This window comes from Microbacterium sp. (assembly GCF_030149085.1).
GTDB lineage: Bacteria > Actinomycetota > Actinomycetes > Actinomycetales > Microbacteriaceae > Microbacterium.
The window spans coordinates 1-2,432 of record NZ_JASBSF010000390.1 but is presented as its reverse complement, the minus strand read 5'-3'; the positions used below and the strand labels follow the sequence as shown (position 1 = coordinate 2,432).

Here is a 2,432-nt window from a genome sequence, read left to right as displayed (position 1 = left end):
AGAGGGCATGACTGAGCAACAGTGCAAGCCCCGCCAGGGCGGCATCCTGCGTGCCATACCCGAGCACGACCATGAGGAAGCCGAGCTGACTGACAGTTCCGTAGGCGAGAAGGCGCTTGAGATCTGTCTCCCGCAGGGCCTGCCACCCGCCGAGCAGCATCGTGAAGCCGCCGAGTCCGATCACGATCGGGGGCCACGCGGGGTTCTCGGCGAAAACGGGCGCCAACACCGCGACCAGATAGATACCCGCCTTGACCATGGCTGCCGCGTGCAGGTACGCCGACACTGGCGTCGGGGCCGCCATCGCACCGGGGAGCCAGAAGTGGAAGGGGAAGATCGCGGACTTGCTGAGCGCTCCGACCAGCAGCAGCACGAGCGCCGCGGTCATGACGGGACTGACCGGTGGGTCGGCGAGGATCTCGGACAGGCTCGAGGTGCCTGACTGAACCACAACGAGGACGACGCCGATGAGCATGACCAGGCCACCGAGAGTCGTCACCAGAAGCGCCTGCAGGGCAGCGCGCCGACTGGCCGCGCGCCGGTTGTAGTGGCCGATCAGCAGATACGACAGAACACTCGTGACCTCCCAGAACATCACGAGCACGACGACATCGTCGGTGAGCACGAGTCCGTACATCGCCCCCGCGAACGCGAGCAACACGGCGGCGAACTGGCCGAGGTCTTCCTTGCCGTCGAAGTACCACCGGCAGTACAGCAGCACGAGAGCGCCGACTCCGGTGACGATCAGCGCGAGCACCCATGACAGCGTGTCCATCCGCATCGACAGCGCGATATCGAGCGGTTCGATCCAGGTGAACGACTCGAACGGGATGTCGCCGGCGAGCACGCGAGGTGAGAGCGCCGCGGTGTACAGGAAGGCCGCGAACGAGACCGCAGCGGCGCCGAAGAACGCCCTCGGCCCCCACGCCCGCACGAGCAGCGGAAGTGCGAGCGACCCGATCGTGAACGCCACGAGAACGAGGAGCATGCAGGCCTCCTCGTGGTCGTCGTCCCGTCGATGCTGCGGGATCGGGCGATCAGGGTGTGGCTTTCATCCTATCCGGGCATTGAGGGGGCGCGGCCGGGGGACGTGGGATCACCCCCGGGGAACGGGTCCTGCAGTGGTGCCGATGCGGAAGGAGCACGTGAATGTGACGGATGCCGCATCCTCCCCCGCCAGCATCGACACGACCGCCGCTCCGGCCGCGCGACCCTTCTCGACGGCCGGCTGCACCAGGGTCGTCAGCTCGTAGGCATCCAGTCCGTCGACCTCGACTCCATCGAAGCCGGTGACGCTGAGATCCTCAGGAACGCGCAGGCCGCACTCTTCTGCCGCACGGATGACGCCGGCTGCCAGCAGGTCGGTCTGGGCGATCACTGCTGTTGGGCGGTCGGGTCCGGCGAGAATCTCGCGGCCGGCAATCAGACCCTCATCGATCGAACTGGTCACCGCCGCGTACGTCGGGGCATCGGGGTAGACAGCCTGGGCGCCGGCCAGTCGCGCTGCAGTCACATCGACCTCGACGGCATCCCTGGGGCCGAACCAGCCACGAGCTCGTGACGGGCGGATCGGGAGGGTGAGGAGCGTCACCCTTTCGTGGCCGAGGTCCCGCAAGTAGCTCGCTGCCCGCTGCTGCGCCGCACTGTTGTCGAGTTCGATCCGCGGGATCTCGGGGCCCGCATCCCCTTCGATGATGACGACCGGCACGCGGCGAGCACGCAACACGTCGAGCGAGGGCTGGCGGGTTTGGCCGAAGCCGACGAGGACCGCGGCATCGATCGGCGCGGCGGTCACCGCCGATGGCACCTCGATCGCACCGCTGTCGGTGCCGGCTGCCGGCGCCGCAGAGGACGTCTCATCCGGTAGGAGCAGGAGTCCGGCGCGAAGCGGCGACACACCCTCGGCGATGCCGTCCATCATGGCGATCGTCACCGGGTCGTGAAATGCGGAACGCAGCGAGCCCCCGAACACGACGCCGACGATGCCGGACCGACCCCGTCGCAGCGACGCGGCGCGCGGATCGGGACCCGTGTACCCGAGCGCCTCGGCAGCCGCCAGCACCCGACGTCGCGTCTCGGCCGAGGCAGGCGCGTTGCCGCTGAAGACGACGGAGGCCGTGGATGCGGAAACTCCGGCTTCGCGCGCGACGTCAGTGATCGTTGCCCTGCGCTCGCTCATGGTGCCTCGATGCTACTGGCTTGCACACGCCGTTCACCGGGAGATGGTGCGCCTCGAAACGATTCGATAGACTCGTCCGGTGGATACCGCTCTCTCTCGCGCTCAGATCGTCCGATGGCGCACGGCTGTCTTCACCATCTTTTTCCTCAGCGGTCTGAGCGTGGCGACGTGGGCCGCACGGGTGCCGGCGATCAAGGCGACGCTCGGAGTCGACAACATTCAGATCGGCTTCATGCTGCTGGGCGCGGGCCTC

General features: G+C 67.7%; 2 protein-coding genes. Both read right to left on the bottom strand.

The window, feature by feature from the left end; genetic code table 11:
- Positions 1-988 (bottom strand): proton-conducting transporter membrane subunit (locus Q1V87_RS15430; RefSeq protein WP_300594859.1); only part of this gene is annotated, 988 nt, incomplete at its 3' end.
- A 108-nt stretch (positions 989-1,096) separates the two neighbouring features.
- Positions 1,097-2,179 carry a LacI family DNA-binding transcriptional regulator gene (locus Q1V87_RS15425; protein WP_300594856.1) on the bottom strand — a complete coding sequence of 361 codons (1,083 nt, stop codon included), beginning with the start codon at positions 2,177-2,179 and terminating at the stop codon, positions 1,097-1,099.
- Positions 2,180-2,432: the final 253 nt, after the last annotated feature.

Bases quoted from the DNA above. Each gene is read 5' to 3' on its own strand.
- Q1V87_RS15425 (WP_300594856.1), bottom strand. From the start codon at position 2,179: ATGAGCGAGCGCAGGGCAACGATCACTGACGTCGCGCGCGAAGCCGGA.